A 13,488-nucleotide genomic window follows, 5' to 3' on the forward strand; every position below is an offset into this window, starting at 1 on the left:
GCTTCATGGGCCGTCCCGTCATCCAATTTTCCCTGTTGGACTGGGCGACTACGCCCATGACCGCGATTGTGTGGCGCGAGCTTCTGACGACGCTTCGCCAGCGGCGTTACGGTTACCTGCTGATCACCGCCGCGGCAACTGAGCTCATGGTTGCCTTCGGCGCCCTGCTTTCGTTGGCGGAACACAAATCGACACCGGTCGTCGCCATCGCCACCGTGCTTACCGTTCAATTCAGCACGCTGCTGCTCGTGGTCTTCCTGGTTGTCCCCGCCCTGGCCGCCATGAGCCTGGCCGCGGAACGGCACCAGCAGACCGATGACCTCCTCCGCACCGCCCTTTTCCACCCCGCCACGGTGGTCGCGGGAAAGCTCCTGGCCGTCCTCGCCGTCTTCGTGTTCTTTCACGTCGCCCTGCTGCCTCTGGGCGCGTTTGTGTACTTCTTCGCGGGCATCGAGCTGCGCAGCATCTATCAGTCCACGCTGATGCTCTATGGAACCGCTCTAGCCCACGCCCTGATTGGTATCTCCCTCTCCCATGTCATGGAAAGTCCCAGCCGCACCATCGTGGCATCCTACACCTGCGTCGCGCTGATCTATGCGGTACCCGCGCTACGCTACGTGTGGACCGGCGTCCCCGTGCCGCCCGCCAATCCCGTCACCCTGCTGATGGGGATAGTCTCCAGCGACGCCGACTGGTGGGACTGCCTGGCCCTCGCCAGGTTCCAGACGACGGGCGTCCTTCTTGTTGTCGTCGCCAGTCTCGTCGCAGGAAGGCTTGCGCGGCTGCCCGTGTTCAAAATGGCCGCTGCCAGGGGAAAGAATCGCCTGACCCACGGCCCGATCCCAGACTGGGGAAGCCCCATGTATCATCGCGAACGCCGCCGCGCCCGGCTGAACCGTCCCGCTTCGGCGCTGGCCGCTTTCTTTCTCTGCGCCGCCTTCGCCGCATGTTTTGACCGGTGGTCACTCGTCCGAATGGGCTGGACTGTGGATTCCTTCGACGCTGGCGCGGCCTTGCTCTATCTGCTTGTTCCCCTTATCGTGGTGGAACGTTGTGGCCGGGAAATGGACCCGGAGACGCTCCGCCACCTCAGGATGACCATCGAGGGATCGGATAGAGTCTTGAATGGCCTTGCGGCGGCCATGTTTGTCTCGCTGTTACCGGTCATAGTCGGGTTCATGGTGGGCGGCGGACTTCCCCGCATGCTCCCGGGCCAGGAGGCATTCACCGCAGTCCTTGCGCGAGGCGCCGATCCAGATGCCGTCATCTACAAGGTCGTGCTTCTGGCTCCCAGAACGATTTTCGTCATTGTAATCAGCCTCATGTGCGTTCGCTTTCGGGAGCCAAGCACGACGGACTTCGCCGTATCGCTGACCGCCATCTACGTGATGATTGCCGTGGGCGATGTCGTGCTTCGATTCGTGATGGATTCTACGGGGGAGCTGGCGGCCATGGAAACGCTTTATACCAGTCTGGGCGTCACCGGCATAGTCCTGCTCTTCTCACTGGTTCCCCTGCTGTTCGCCCAGACGCGCTTCGATGAAGTCTTCGATACCGGCTATGTGCCCTACCGGCCAGAGGGATGGGAGCACAAGCCCGAATGAAGGAACGCGCACCCTCCCTAACGATGACCATCATCAAGCGGGAACTTCTCACCGGACTCCGGAGCTGGAAAAGTTTTATCCGGGTCCTGATCCCGCACCTAAGTCTCGCCAGCCTGGATAATCTCCCGGCTTCGCCGGGGTGATTCGACTGCTTACAACCACGGGGCCATTTGTATTACAATCTTCGTGTGACCAAGACGGTCGCCCCACAGCGTGACAGGAACAGGCCCGATGCGAAAAGTTGATACATTGACGATTCGAGGATTCAAATCGCTACGAAACATAGTCGATTTCCCCCTCCGTGAGCTCAACGTATTGATTGGTGCGAACGGCACAGGAAAAAGCAATCTGGTCAGCTATTTTCGAATGCTTGGGGAGTTAGTCGAGGGGCGCTTGCAGCTCTGGACCCGAAACCAGGGTTCTGCCGACAGGATCCTAAGTTTTGGCGTAAAGTCAACTCTACAACTTGAATCTTCCATTGATTTCGGAAGAAACGGTTATCGATTCGTCCTGGAGCCTACCGTTGAAGGGGGATTCAGCTTCGCATCTGAATCGTTATTTTATCGTGGAGATTATCGAAACTCTAATCCGTTTCTGGGTTCCGGCCAAGCGGAGTCCCGACTCAAGGAAAGTGTGCTTTCAATCGGGAACGAGAGCATTCATGGCTACTGTTACCAATCGATTTCCGGTTGGAAAGTCTATCACTTTCACGATACCAGTACGACGGCGGGGGTAAAGCGGCCCGGGGCCGTACACGATAACCAGAGCCTGAGAACCGACGCATCGAATCTTGCGGCGTTCTTGTATCGCCTTAGAACTGAATATCCCGAGTCATACGCGCAGGTGCGAAAAACCGTGCAGCTTGCCATACCGTTTTTCGACGATTTTGATTTGCGGCCACAGCGGCTTGAGTCTGGTGAGGATCAGATTGCCCTCTTGTGGCGCCAGAAGGATAGCGACTATCCCTTCTGGCCCAGCCAGTTGTCGGATGGCTCTCTACGTTTCATCTGCCTGACCGCCGCTCTCCTGCAGCCTGATCCACCATCGACGATAATAATAGACGAGCCGGAACTCGGCCTTCATCCGTTCGCCATCACGTTGCTCGGGTCCCTGCTCCGATCGGCGTCTAAGCGAATGCAGGTTATTGTTTCCACGCAGTCGGTTCCTTTGGTCAATGAATTCGCACCCGAGGACCTCGTAATAGTTGAGCGCGAGAACGATGCAACGGTATTCAATCGTCTGGAAGGGACTGAATTGGACGCATGGCTGGAGAAGTATTCGCTCGGAGAACTCTGGGAGAAGAATGTACTTGGCGGAAGGCCGGGCCAATGGTTCGGGTGCATGTAATCTGTGAAGGGCAAACCGAGGAGACTTTTATCAAGGAGGTCTTGTCCAGGGGGCTTCGTGGAAGAGCCATTCACCTATTGCCGGCACTCGTGGGTAAACCCGGCCATAAGGGAGGAGCGCTGACGCCGCAACGCCTTCTGGGGGATATTCGAACACGACTCCTCGGAGATACGACTGCATACTGTACGACGCTTTTTGACTATTACCGGTTGCCAAAAGGATTTCCAGGCAGGGAGGAGGCATTGCGGGGACAGAATACTCGAGACAGAGCGCGGTGTATATGCAGCGGTTTGACTGAATACCTTCGACAAGCCTTGGGGGAGGATGCCGTGCGCCGTTTTGTCCCCTATGTTCAAATGCACGAGTTCGAGGGAATTCTGTTCAGCAGTCCCGTTGCGTTCGCTACGGGAATAGGCCAGCCTCAACTCGTGTCGGGTCTCCAGAACATTCGCAAGTTGTTTGATACGCCAGAAGATATCAATGACGGTGATGAAACAGCTCCCAGCAAACGAATTTCGAGATTGTATCCGGCATATGACAAGCCTTTGTTCGGCTCACTGGCTGCGATGGAGATGGGATTGGATGTCATCCGGAAGGAGTGCCCGCTATTCAACGAGTGGGTTTCGACGCTTGAAGCATTGCCCGAGTGACAGGCAAAGCTGAACTGTCTTGACAAACCAATCTGCCCCTGACGGGTGGCGGCACCAAGGCGGCACTACCCACGGAACGGACGCTTCTCAGACTGAATCTCAGCTCCCCAGCCTCCCGAAATAGATCTTGGTATCGTAGGTCATGGCGACGCGCCCGTCTTTCTGGTGCATGTCGAAAACCCCTTCCAACTCGGCCATCATCGCGTCGTAGCCCGCCTCGCCCGGTGCGGGCACGTAGGAGCAGGAGCGGACCCGGCCCGCGAGACCTTCGCGGTCGAGCCACTGGACGTTGTCGAGCACCGCGCGTTCGAATTTCCCGCCGTAGAAGGCGACCAGTCTCGTCTCGTCCACATTCCGGTGATCTACGAGGGCGTAGTCGGTGCCGTGGCGTTGAAGGAGGGCTTCGTAGTCGGCGAGAAAGCCCGATTCGGCGGCAGTGCGTTCATTCCAAACGAGCGCCACCCATCCCCCAGGGCGGAGGATACGCGCGAATTCCCGCCGCGCGGCCTCGGCGTCGAACCAGTGAAAGGCCTGGCCCGCCGTGACCAGATCCACCGACGCTTCGGCCAGTCCTGTGGCCTCGGCGCTGCCCGCCACGCTGTAGAAGCCCGGCGCGGCGCCGTAGAGGGACTCGGCGGCTTCGCGCATGGGGCCGTTGGGCTCCACGGCGAAGACGGTGTTGCCGTGGCGCAGAAAAAGCTCCGCCAGGAAGCCGGTGCCCGAACCCACATCGGCGATGACGTGGCCCGGTTTCAATCCGCAGCGGCCACGCAGCACGTCGATGAGGGATTCGGGATAGCGCGGCCGAAACCGCACATAATCCGAGACCCGGTTGGAAAATCGGGCCGCCGGATCCATCATAGCGGCATGATGATACCCAGTTCCTGAAGAATCTCGAAGAGCGCGACGAAGTCAGCGAACTGGGCGCGGATAAGCTCGATGAGGATGTCGATAAGGGTCTGCAGAATGCCGAAAAGGGGATCGGTCGTATCCATGATGTCTTCTCCGAAGGCGCTACGCCTAGAAGTTGTAACCGAGATTCAGATAATACGTCGTGTCGAGCTTGTCCACGTCTTCCTGGGGCGCGGCGTCAAACTCGTTGCGCACCCCCGCGCGAACGGACCAGTCGGGTTCCTTCCCCACCGGGAACTCCATCGAGGTGTCCGCCGTGACGCGGTACTGCTCGAAGGGATCGTCCACGGAAGGATAGTAGGTGATCCCGTGCTTCAATCGGAAATTTTTTCGGAGCTCCTGCTGGTAACTGTAGCCGGCTTCGGCCACCACCTCGTCCGTCGTGGTCGTGATGGTCTCGTTCTGCCGTGTGATCAGTAGGATCTGGCGGATGGACTCTTCCAGCGTGGTGGGCGTGGGCAGGTCCTCCGGCACGGGTTCCGGATCCTTCTTGAAGGTTTCGTGCTCGTAACCCGCGCCCAGCCAGCCTTTCAGTTCGAGCTTTTCACGCTTCACGAAAAAATGTCCGAGACCCGTCGTGGCCGTTGCCCGAACATCGAGATCTTCGAACTCATCGTGCTCCAGATCGAGCTTTCCAAATACATAGGTGCGCTCGCTGATGTCCCACTCCGCCCGCGTGCCGCCCAGCACCTCATTGGCCGACTGCTCGCTGTTGGTCTCGGCGTACTGTCCTTTGACGTAGAGATTCAAACGCCAGTCTTCCGCTTTGCGATTCAAATCCACGCCGGCGCGAACATCGAAGCGTTCCTTGTTCCCCGTCTGGCCGTTCAGCCCCAGTTCCGCGCGACCGCTCCAGCGTTCCTCCGCCGGGGTCGGCTCCGAGCCCGTGAGGGGCGGCGCTGCGGGCGCCTCGACCGGCGGCGCATCCAGCGAGAGCGATTTCACGTTGGCCAAAGTCAATGGAACCACCCCGGCCGGTGCGCCGTGGACTTGTTGCGCACCCTCAACCACTTTGGGATTGCCTTTCAGTTGGGTTCCGTCCTGAAGGAGAAACGACACAACCCCATCCGACTGAAGACCCGTCACCTCCGCCCACGGGATGGAAAGACTCCCCCCGAATGACGCCTCAAAGGTGAGTTTTCCCTCCGCAAGACCGCCCAACTTCCCCATCAGGACCGTGCCGTCCTTGAGGTTAACCTGATCTGTGGCGAAGACAGAAGGGGGGAAAGAGGCCGCTCCTAACAGCACCAGCAAGCAAGCCAGAATACGCATGATTCTAATCCTTTGTGTTCACTAAAGCCCGGTGAACATGCTATCACAAACAGTTGACAGTTGACAGTTGACAGCGACGCTACCCATAAGACCCATAAGACCCATAAGACCCATAAGACCCATACACGCTGCAGCCCAAAGCTCCATTGAAATTGACTTCCGCCACCCGCTGCGCTACCCTTCCCACAACGCCGCGACACGCGCGGCATCACGAGGGAGCATCGCGGCACACCATGAATCCAGAACGTCCCCCATCTCCCGCATTCGCTCTCGTGCGGCGCGAGTTGCTGGTTCTGGCGCGCAATCCGCGCCTCTTTGGGCTGATGGCGGGCATGACCACGGTGCTTGCCCTGGCCGCGCTTACATCGCTCTCATTCACCAGCCTACGCAATGGACAGATGGCTGGATTTGCCCGTAGCATCTTCGGCACGCAGTTTTTCCTGCTCTACGCCGCCGCCCTCATCGTAGTGCCCGCCATGGCCGCCGCCGCCATCATCCACGAGCGCAAGCAGGACTGCTACCCCCTCCTTCTCACCACGCTCATCCCGCCCGGCTGGATCGTGTGGAGCAAGCTGATTGCGCTCATGGGCCTCTACGCGGGGCTCTATGCCGGAGTCCTCCCCTTCACGGGCATCATCTATTTCTTCGCCGGGGTGGAACCGCTGGCCCTGATCCAGGGAATCATCGTCTGCTTCAGCCTTGCCCTGGGCACGACGAGCATCGGGCTGCTGGCGTCCGCCTCCGCCAGAGATCACAGCCGCGCTATCTACCATACAGGACTGGGCGTCCTGTGTATGTTGCTCCTACCCTGGGCCGCGCGGGTATTCCTTGAAGCGCTCGGTATTCCCCGAATGGACTGGCTCCAGTCCGTTGGCCCCTTCAACGCCTATGCCGTAGTGCGCAGCGGACTACCCGACTGGCGACCGCCCCTGGCCTTTGCGATGTATCAGGGGTGCGTGGCGTGTTTCTGCGTTGTCTTGACGCGACACTATGTGGTTCCGCGAAGAGGGGATTATGGCCAGCGCCTGCCGGCCAACATGCTTGATCGACTTCGCTGGAGGCCAGCGTATCGATTCATTCCCATCGCGGATACGCAGAATCCGGTGGCGGCAAAAGACTATCGCGCGAGTGATTTCTCCCGGGGACTCGGCCCCTGGTTGCTGGTTGCGCTCGGCCTTGCGACCGGTAGCTTCGGCTATTCGATCACCCATACCTTCCCACAGCAATTTGCACCGCTTATAGAGTTCTATCTTCTCATCGTCATCCTTCCCGCCGTCGTCTCATCGCTGGTACTCCGGGAGCATCAGGACAATATGATCGGTAGTCTGGGTGTGACCTTGCTCACGGCAAAGGAAATTACCCGAGGCAAAGTAACGGCGGCGTTGCGCATTCTCAGAATGCTCGTTTGGGGCTTCGTTCTCGGTCGCGTACTGGCCTATGGCGGCATCACCTTATGGGGCTTGATCGAGGGCGGCCCCGGTGGCCCGCTAAGCGCGATCAATCCCGCGCCCCTGCTGCTGAGCCTCGCCGAGTTGTTCATCTGCCTTTGGGTCATCCCGAGATTCGCCCTCGCGGGAGCTTTGGCCAGTTCCAGCCCGCTCGCGGTGGTTTTTTCGAGCTATGCCTTCATATTGATATCGTGGGCTATTGTCTCTACATTAAGTGCAATTGTTACCGCTTTCATGATGATGGGCTCTTTCGGCGATCCTATGGATGGATATGAAATCGTGTTCCTCCTCGGCCAGAAAACGGTGAAATACTTCTTCCTCATCGTTGCAGCACGAATCGCCATGGAAAGCGCGACGACGAAACTCGCCTCGAAATTGATATCCGGCTGGAAGTGAGACAAAGTCCCAGTTACAGCATCGCACGGCGTCGCGTGAGGCGGATGGGAGCGACAGGCACGTTCAGCCCGCTCGATCGGGACAGCGCCCCTTCAGCCAAGTGAAGCAATGAGGCAAATTTCACATTTTTCAAAGTGATTGTCTGATAAAGGAGCTTAGAGAGTCTTGTCCGAGACAGGGGGCGCTTTGGGCCGAAAAGGCATGGTGAATGGGTTGGCGAGTTCTACGTAACCACAGTCACGTTATCGAATGGCGACGATTCCATACATGTAACTACACCTTTCCGATAAGGTGGTGGACCTTGCCTCAGACAGGACTGTCTAAGCTCCTTTGAAAATGGCCTCTCTTGAAATTCCATGGCCGTGTTGCATTTCGCAGGGCCCCCTCGCTAACCTTCCTCAAGACTTGAGCATTGAATGCCAACATGGGAAACGCGGCACGCCATGAATCGATTGCTTACGCTATTCAGCCTCCTTCTGAGCGCGACCGTGCTCCACGCCTGCGGCGGCAGGGACCCCAACACGGTCGTGGTCTATACGGCTCTGGACGAGATCTACTCCCGGCCCATCCTTGATGCTTTTGAAGCGGAAACCGGGATTAACGTCGAGGCGGTCTACGACACCGAGGCCTCCAAGACCACGGGGCTGGTGACGCGCCTCATCTCCGAGGCGACTCGTCCGCGCTGCGATGTCTTCTGGAACAACGAGTGCGCGCAGACCATCCGCCTGAAGGAGAAGGGCGTCCTGGAAGCATTCACCCCCGAGGCGGCCGCCGCCATCCCGGCGCAATACAAGGATCCCGAGGGCTACTGGACCGGATTCGCGGCCCGGGCCCGCGTCATCATCTACAACACCGACCATGTGGCCATGCCACCCGCCTCGATCCACGATTTGATCCGTCCGGAAAGCCGGGGCAAGGGCTGCATCGCCCTGCCGCTCTTTGGCACCACCGCCACCCACGCCGCCGCGCTTTATGCCCTGTGGGGCCCGGAGAAAGCGTTCGACTTCTTCAAGAAACTGAAAGAAAACGAAATTGCTATCCTTGCCAGCAATGGCGAAGTGCGCGACCGCGTGGCCCGGGGCGAGTACGCCTTTGGTTTCACAGACACGGACGATGCCAACGGCGGCATCGAGGATGGCCTCCCGGTCCAGTGGCTGCTCCCCGATCAGAAGGATCTGGGCACCCTTCTTATCCCCAACACCGTGTCGCTGATCAAAGGCGCGCCCAATGGGGAAGGCGGGAAACGGCTCATCGAGTATCTGCTGAGTCCAGCCGTGGAGCAGCGCCTCGCCGAGGGCCGTTCCATCCAGATTCCCTTGAACCCGGCCGTGAAGGCGCCCGAAAAATTGCCCGCGATTGCGGACATCAAGGTCATGGACGTGAGCTACGCCGCCACCGCCGCACAGATGGAGACGGCGGCCACCCAACTCAGGGAACTCCTCCTTCGGTGAAGCCGCCACCGCGCTGGCTCTATCGTTTCGGCGTCCTGTGCGTCTATGGACTCTGCGCCGCGCCACTCCTGGCGATGGCCCTGCCCCTCCTGCTGTCGCCCTTCGATTCGACCCGCGATCTTTTCGACCTGCTGAGTTCAGGACGCCTTTGGACACTCTGGGCGCGCACCTGCGGCACGGCACTGGTCACTGCCCTTGTTGCCACCGCCATCGGCGCGCCTCTGGGCCTCCTGCTGGATCAACCGGGTTTCCGCGAACGAGCATGGTTGCGACTGCTCCTCACCACCCCTCTCCTGCTGCCGCCCCACGTGCTGGCCGTGGCCTGGGTCGATCTGCTGGGACAGCAGGGCATCGTGAACGGCCTCTTTGCCCGATGGAGTCTGCCGCCACATCCGTTCCCCCTCTATTCCGCCGCAGGCGTGGCGCTCGTGCAGGCGTTGAGCCTCTATCCAATCCCTCTGTGGTGCCTGTGGAACGCCGCGCGCCAGATCGACCCCGCCCTTCCGGAAGCCGCCCGTAACCTGGGCGCGCGGCCCTTTGCGCGTCTCGGCCTCCTGTTTCCCCTGGTGCTTCCGGCCCTCTTGTCCGGCGCCCTCCTGGTCTTTGTTCTCTCCCTGCTAAGCTTTTCCATTCCGTCCCTCTTGCAGACCCCCGTGTTCACCGTGGAGATCTTCACCAGCTTCAACAGCTTCCTGGACCAACGCCAGGCGTCGCTCAGCGCCGTACCTCTCTGCCTCACGGGCGTGGCCGCCCTGTACCTCGCCATGCGCTTCAATAGGACCGGGCCGCCCGCGTCGGCACCGCGCCAAATCCGCCGTAATTGCTTTCATACGCAGGCGGCGGTATGGGGCTGGGCACCAGCGGTATTGGTTGTGCTCCTGGCCATCGGGCTTCCACTGGCGGCCCTGGCCTCGCGTTGCATGCCGCCGGCAACGCTCCTGGCCGCGTGGCACACCGGCGCGGGCGAGATCGGCACCAGCCTGCTCGTGGCCACGGTCGGTGCGACGCTCATGATCGCCCTCGCCCTGCCCCTGGCCTGGGCAACGCCGACGCACCGGGGGCGTCTCATACTTCTGCCCTGCGCAATGGCCTGGCTCGCCTCCGGCCCCGTCTTCGGTGTCGGACTCATCCAGGTATGGAACCACCCCGGCCCCCTCGGCTGGGTCTACGACCATTTTCCCATCCTCCTGCTCGCGGCAGTCGGCCGCAACATGCTTTTTGCCTGGCTCGGGTGCCGCCTTGCCGTCACCTGGCTGCCGGGCGAAGCCACGGAAGCTTCACGCAACCTTGGCGCTTCCCCACGGTATACCTTCCATGCTGTTGTATTGCCGCAGTTGCGGCGCCCCCTGCTGGCGATCTGGGCATGCCTCGCCATTCTCATCATGGGCGAAGTGGAAACCTCCGTGCTCGTTGCCCCGCCCGGCTGGGTTCCCGTCTCCCTGCGCATCTTTACACTCATGCACTACGGCCCTGCGGCGTCCGTATCGGCGCTGGCCCTCCTCCAGGCCCTGGCCACCGCGGGCCTGCTCGCGGTCGCTGGATTTTACGCGGGGGGTGCGGATTTTACTCGCCCGACAAAAGCCGGTATCATAGTTCGGGTGGAAACCAAATTCGTGTAAGACCTTACATGACGATGGCGTCGCGAGGCACTGCGCACGAAGCGCGCTCTTTCCGTGGCGATGGAGAATGATTCGTTGGGACTTTCGGCCCTCGGCCCAGGCTTGCTTGCACGATCCCCGCGCTCGGCGCGCCGGGAAAGGCAGTGCCATGCGTGACGAGGACGACTTCGAAGGCGGACACATCGATACGCCCTTCCCCGACAGCGAAGTCCAGCGAAATCGGCGCCGTCCTTCCGATCCCATCGACACGCCCTATCCCGCCGATGGTTTCGCCAGCCGGCCCCAGCCGGTGCACAGCCCCGAGCCGCGCTTCTGGCGCCTTCGGCAGCGGGCAAACCCCTATTTCATGGGCCGGGAAAACCTGCTGACGACGTTGCACAACACCTTTCAGAAGCACCCGATCGTTCATCTCCTCGGCCCCCTCGGTTCCGGCACCACGCAGACCGCCCTGGCCTACGCGTTCCGGGCGCGCGCCAACTTCGACGGGGCCTTCTGGATCGACGCTAAGGACCCCACCCTGGCCCGGCTCGATCTGGTCCGTGCCGGTCGCGGTCTCGACGGAAAATGGGACGATGACGCGCCCATAAACGATCAGCTCGCCGCGATCAAGCACTGGATGGGCACCCACCTCCGGTGGCTCCTGATCTGTGACGGGGCGGAAGCGCTCGAACCCATCCTCGAACTCATTCCGGCCCAGCCCAATGGTCGAATCCTGATTACCGGGCAAAAATCGCTGAACGATGACCGCGTGGCCGTCCTGGAGCATCCCTCCTTTCCCCACCCCGCCGCATGTCTGTTCCTGGCCCATCGGAGCCAGCAGCAGCGCGACGAGCACGCCTCGGCCCTCGTGCGCTTCTTCGGCCACGCGACTCTCCCGGTCTTTCTCGCGGGGGCCTACTGCCACGTCACCGCCACCCCGCTCCAGGAATACCAGCGCCGGGTCGAGGTGGCCCTTGCCAAGCATGATCCCCCCCAGTCGGGCGCCACGCTGGCCTACGGAACCCTCGCCGCGGTCGAGCAGTCGCTATTACTGCTGTCGGAGCGCGACCCTTCCGCCCTGGAAATGATGGCCCTGTGCGCCTACATGGACTCGGAAGATATTGCCCTGGCCATGCTGTGCGATGGCGCTCCCTTCCTGCCCAGGCGACTCGGTGGTTGCGTGTCCAACCCCGACCAACTGAACGCCACGCTCACGCTCCTGCACAAGCTCGGCCTGGTTCAGTTTGAACAAAACAGCATCACGGTACACCCTTGCATTCAGACCGCTACCCGTTATCTGCTTGGACGCGAGCAGGAATTCGCCTGGTTGATGACCGCGCTGCGTGTCGTCCGCGAGGCCTTCCCCGTGGAAAGCCGCTACCACCAGCCGATCCCCGCCTGCTCGAATCTCGTCCGACATGCCCGAACGGTCACCTTGCGCAGCGAGCACGCCAACCAGCTCCGCGAGGGAACGGGCCTGCTGTTGAACCATACGGGCCTCTACCTCCACGCCTGCAAAGAGCACGCCGCGGCGCGCGATTGTTTCGAACGCTCGATTCGCTGCGCCGAGACCCTCTATGGCCCCGTGCATCCGACCATCGCCGCCCGGGCCAACAGCCTGGGCGTTATTCTGCAGGATCTCGGCAGCTACGAAGAAGCCCGGGCCTGTTATGAACGGGCCTTTCACGTCTGCGAGGCGGTCTATGGCCCCGCGCGCGATGCCGCCCTGGGCCCGGCCCACCGCAGCATGCTCACCATGCCCAGCCGCAACCTGTGTCAGGTGCTTGAGCTCATGGGCGATGTGCGCCGCGCGAAACTGGCCTACCAGCACGCCATCAAGGTATTCATGGAGGTCTATTGCTGGAATCACTCCCTCGTCGCGGAGAGCATGAACGGCCTGGGGCAGTTGTTCTTCAAGGAGAAGGACTACGTCACCGCGCGCCAGTACTTTCAAAAGGCGATCCAGGCGGAGGAACATGCGGAGCAGCCGGAGCCGGGCAATCTCGGCAAGTTCACACGCAACCTCGCCCAGTGCCTGCTGGAGCAGAATGACATCCTGAACGCCCGGGACCTCTACGAGCATGCGCTTCACATTGACCGGGATGACTACGGCCCCATCCACCGCCATGTGGCCGCGGACCTCGTCGGCATGGGCAAGTCGAGCCGCGCACTCAGCCGATTTGCCGACGCGCAGAAGTGCTTCGATGAAGCCCTGAACCTGTACAAGGCCCTCACCAGCCAGGCGACCCGTGAAAAGGCCGCCGTGTGGCGACACAAGGGTCGGGCCTTCATGGACGACCATGACTTCGAGAAAGCGGTCTTCTGCCTGAACGAAGCCCTCGTGACGACTCGCCTGGCCGAAGGGGCGGATTCGCCCGCGTTGGGGCCGGACTATATCTATCTGGGCCGGGCCCTGGCGCGACTCGGCCAGCTCGCCGAGGCGGAAGAAGCCATGGCCGAGGCGCTGAAGCTCCACGAGCGCACGCCGTGGATGGACGACGATGCGCTGATCAGCCTGTATTCTCGGGTTGGAAAGATCGCGAAGGAATTGAAGGCCCTGGAGCGGGCCACGGACTACCTCCGCGCCGCAATGGCGCTGAACGAGGCGCGCTACGGGCGGGAACACGAGCAGGTCGCCGCGGATGCCTTCGGCCTGGGCAATCTCTACCTGGCCATGAAGGATCACGAGTCCGCGCTGGACTACTTTCAGGCCGCTCGCGACATCTACGCCGAAACCCGCGGCCCGGATGATCCCAAAACCCTGCGCGCCGCCCAGCGGATTGAAGCGCTGGAGCACGCTCGGTACTGAC

Annotated in this window: 10 protein-coding genes; 7 read left to right on the forward strand and 3 right to left on the reverse strand. The window is 61.1% G+C overall.

The window, feature by feature from the left end; genetic code table 11:
* The first annotated feature begins 5 nt into the window (after nucleotides 1–5).
* The 3 genes from JNK74_13900 (at nucleotide 6) to JNK74_13910 (ending at nucleotide 3,601) form a co-directional block, all read left to right on the forward strand.
* On the forward strand, nucleotides 6–1,604 hold the full coding sequence (locus JNK74_13900) for a hypothetical protein (protein MBL7647275.1): 1,599 nt from the start codon (nucleotides 6–8) through the stop codon (nucleotides 1,602–1,604).
* 231 nt (nucleotides 1,605–1,835) lie between these two features.
* On the forward strand, nucleotides 1,836–2,951 hold the full coding sequence (locus JNK74_13905) for an AAA family ATPase (GenBank protein ID MBL7647276.1): 1,116 nt from the start codon (nucleotides 1,836–1,838) through the stop codon (nucleotides 2,949–2,951).
* Entirely contained in the window at nucleotides 2,933–3,601 is a 669-nt protein-coding gene (locus tag JNK74_13910) for a DUF4276 family protein (protein ID MBL7647277.1), read from the forward strand. Before JNK74_13905 ends, JNK74_13910 begins: the two co-directional genes overlap by 19 nt.
* A gap of 99 nt (nucleotides 3,602–3,700) precedes the next feature.
* On the opposite strand, the gene JNK74_13915 is transcribed toward JNK74_13910, so the two are convergent.
* The 3 genes from JNK74_13915 to JNK74_13925 are packed head-to-tail and all read right to left on the reverse strand — an operon-like array spanning nucleotide 3,701 to nucleotide 5,785.
* Nucleotides 3,701–4,462 carry a class I SAM-dependent methyltransferase gene (locus JNK74_13915; GenBank protein ID MBL7647278.1) on the reverse strand — a complete coding sequence of 254 codons (762 nt, stop codon included), beginning with the start codon at nucleotides 4,460–4,462 and terminating at the stop codon, nucleotides 3,701–3,703.
* The gene (locus tag JNK74_13920) at nucleotides 4,459–4,596 is read right to left on the reverse strand and encodes a hypothetical protein (GenBank protein ID MBL7647279.1); all 138 of its coding nucleotides are present in this window, start codon (nucleotides 4,594–4,596) and stop codon (nucleotides 4,459–4,461) included. Before JNK74_13920 ends, JNK74_13915 begins: the two co-directional genes overlap by 4 nt.
* Before the next feature lie 25 nt (nucleotides 4,597–4,621).
* Complete coding sequence (locus JNK74_13925) at nucleotides 4,622–5,785, reverse strand: DUF481 domain-containing protein (GenBank protein ID MBL7647280.1); 1,164 nt, start codon at nucleotides 5,783–5,785, stop codon at nucleotides 4,622–4,624.
* 233 nt (nucleotides 5,786–6,018) lie between these two features.
* On the opposite strand from JNK74_13925, the gene JNK74_13930 reads away from it, so the two are divergent.
* The 4 genes from JNK74_13930 to JNK74_13945 all read left to right on the forward strand — a co-directional run bounded on the left by JNK74_13930 (nucleotide 6,019) and on the right by JNK74_13945 (nucleotide 13,487).
* The gene (locus JNK74_13930) at nucleotides 6,019–7,629 is read left to right on the forward strand and encodes a hypothetical protein (GenBank protein ID MBL7647281.1); all 1,611 of its coding nucleotides are present in this window, start codon (nucleotides 6,019–6,021) and stop codon (nucleotides 7,627–7,629) included.
* 443 nt (nucleotides 7,630–8,072) lie between these two features.
* Nucleotides 8,073–9,080: an extracellular solute-binding protein gene (locus JNK74_13935; GenBank protein ID MBL7647282.1), complete on the forward strand. Its 1,008-nt coding sequence runs from the start codon at nucleotides 8,073–8,075 to the stop codon at nucleotides 9,078–9,080.
* Nucleotides 9,077–10,699, forward strand: coding sequence for an iron ABC transporter permease (locus JNK74_13940; protein ID MBL7647283.1), 1,623 nt, complete (start codon nucleotides 9,077–9,079; stop codon nucleotides 10,697–10,699). Before JNK74_13935 ends, JNK74_13940 begins: the two co-directional genes overlap by 4 nt.
* 148 nt (nucleotides 10,700–10,847) lie before the next feature.
* Complete coding sequence (locus tag JNK74_13945) at nucleotides 10,848–13,487, forward strand: tetratricopeptide repeat protein (GenBank protein MBL7647284.1); 2,640 nt, start codon at nucleotides 10,848–10,850, stop codon at nucleotides 13,485–13,487.
* Nucleotide 13,488: the final 1 nt, after the last annotated feature.

The sequence above is a fragment of the Candidatus Hydrogenedentota bacterium genome (genome assembly GCA_016791475.1).
Classification (GTDB): Bacteria; Hydrogenedentota; Hydrogenedentia; order Hydrogenedentales; family JAEUWI01; genus JAEUWI01.

Bases quoted from the DNA above. Each gene is read 5' to 3' on its own strand.
- JNK74_13900 (MBL7647275.1), top strand. From the start codon at position 6: ATGGGCCGTCCCGTCATCCAATTTTCCCTGTTGGACTGGGCGACTACG.
- JNK74_13905 (MBL7647276.1), top strand. From the start codon at position 1,836: ATGCGAAAAGTTGATACATTGACGATTCGAGGATTCAAATCGCTACGA.
- JNK74_13910 (MBL7647277.1), top strand. From the start codon at position 2,933: ATGGTTCGGGTGCATGTAATCTGTGAAGGGCAAACCGAGGAGACTTTT.
- JNK74_13915 (MBL7647278.1), bottom strand. From the start codon at position 4,462: ATGATGGATCCGGCGGCCCGATTTTCCAACCGGGTCTCGGATTATGTG.
- JNK74_13920 (MBL7647279.1), bottom strand. From the start codon at position 4,596: ATGGATACGACCGATCCCCTTTTCGGCATTCTGCAGACCCTTATCGAC.
- JNK74_13925 (MBL7647280.1), bottom strand. From the start codon at position 5,785: ATGCGTATTCTGGCTTGCTTGCTGGTGCTGTTAGGAGCGGCCTCTTTC.
- JNK74_13930 (MBL7647281.1), top strand. From the start codon at position 6,019: ATGAATCCAGAACGTCCCCCATCTCCCGCATTCGCTCTCGTGCGGCGC.
- JNK74_13935 (MBL7647282.1), top strand. From the start codon at position 8,073: ATGAATCGATTGCTTACGCTATTCAGCCTCCTTCTGAGCGCGACCGTG.
- JNK74_13945 (MBL7647284.1), top strand. From the start codon at position 10,848: ATGCGTGACGAGGACGACTTCGAAGGCGGACACATCGATACGCCCTTC.